1 protein-coding gene is annotated in these 1,854 nt (G+C 37.9%); it reads right to left on the reverse strand.

Annotated features, from left to right (window positions below):
- Positions 1 to 505: 505 nt before the first annotated feature.
- Positions 506 to 1,854 (reverse strand): hypothetical protein (locus F6K40_RS39990; protein WP_293145819.1); only part of this gene is annotated, 1,349 nt, incomplete at its 5' end.

Genomic DNA, 1,854 nt, shown 5'->3' on the forward strand with positions numbered 1-1,854 from the left:
TACCGATATTGCCTTTTAAAATGGCAGCTACATCAATACATCGGGGGGAATCTTTAGCAACATCCGAATAAATCTATGGGCAAGATCCAGATTTTTTCAGATAATTCATAGAGGTATTTGAGCTTATTTCGCCAATAATTCCACAACAACAAGGTAGCCTTTTTGTCCTCAATAAATTCTCTCCAATCACTATTATGAAAGAGACTCATCTGCTTTAACTACTAGATCCTCTTTGGGAAAGTTTCTGATAATATATCTGTTAATAGATATATTAATATTGTTAACACAAAAACTCAAAATATGTTTGATATTTTTCAGTATTTACTTTTTTTTGTAAGTTTTTAGCTGAGGGCGACTCAAACTTCTTTACAGTTTGTAGTTCGACACTGGGAAAGGCATTTGATAGGAATTCTTGAATTGTCAAATTTTTCTCTGGTTAAAATTGGAATTAGATTTGACGCTGTACAAAAAATTGAGTAAGCGTATGGATGCTTCAATTTTATTATTATAGACTATGCTTGACTTCATCATACCAATAACTAGCAGCTTGCCAAGCTTTGCTAAGGCTATTTTTCTTGCACCCAAAAACCGCGTTAATTGTTTGTTCTTTAGATATCTTTGCTCTAATAAAAGCTACAATTATTCCCCTGGCTTCATCAGATATTTTACTAACTTTAGGGTCTACTTTTACCCAATTTTCGGGCAGGGGTAACGGAGGCAACGAAACTCTTTCATCTTTACATAGCAGTCTATCTAGCTGGTCAGCATTTGGCAACGGGTTGGTAACATTGTTACTTTTATCGGTAACGATGTTACCACCATCATTGGTAACAGTTATATTTGTATTTTGACTCAGTGGCAGTAATTTTTTGTTCGGCAAAACTGCAATATTGTCTCCTACTAACAGGGGATATTTCTGTGTACTAATCCAGGATTTTATACTGTCATTATTTATTTTCTTCGCGTGTGTTTTGGCAAAATCACCCAACCTAATGAATCTGAAACAATTTCTAATCGCACCTTTACCTTTGATACCTAAATCATCTACTAAGTCGGATTGAATTAAGAGAATTAATCTGAGTTTGACTTTCCTAGCTTCTCTGATCAAACTATTCATTGTCGGGGCGATTTCTGGTACTACATCTATTGTGGTGTTATACTCATCCATGATTATATTTACCATTGGATAGTCTTCGACTCCTTGTCCGTACAATTGGTAACGAGCGTCCATTTCTTGGTGGATTATTTTAACTACTTTGGCACAGGTTAAATCTGGATATTTTTCTCCTGTTGAGAGTTTGCTGAAGTTGTCGTTTTCTGTCAGCTCATCTTGTTTCCAATTACCATATTTTCGTCCTCCACAATAGCAGGGGAAATCTTGAAAGTCTCCTGGTTTTTGGTGTGGATGAATGACTATTGTTTTGCCGTCTAAAATGTAACTAATAGCTTCGGCGGTGTAACTTTTTCCGTCTCCAGTTCCTCCTACTATCAATAAGTGAGGATATTTTTCAGGTTGGGTATTGAATAGTTGCCAGTTAAAAGGTTGCGGTTGTTTTTGTGTGTTTTCTGGAAGTTGGGGAGGAGTGACGATCGCTGACTTGAGAGATTGTCTAAACTGTGTTAAATCTTCCTCTTGGGTTATTTGATGGTAGGTTGCTAGTTGTTTGTTGATCCGACTGAGGCGGTAAGCGGTAAGCAGGAGGATACAACTGCCTGCATAGACTAATGTTTTGGCGTGTCGGTTGGTTTGTAGGTGGTGTTGTGGCAGGTTGGTAAAATTGTAGGGGATGCCTGTGCTGAGGGCACAGGCGGCAATCATGGCGATTGACACGCCTGTTAAGCGACAGCCCCATA

Source organism: Okeania sp. SIO3I5, from assembly GCF_010672085.1.
GTDB lineage: Bacteria > Cyanobacteriota > Cyanobacteriia > Cyanobacteriales > Microcoleaceae > Trichodesmium.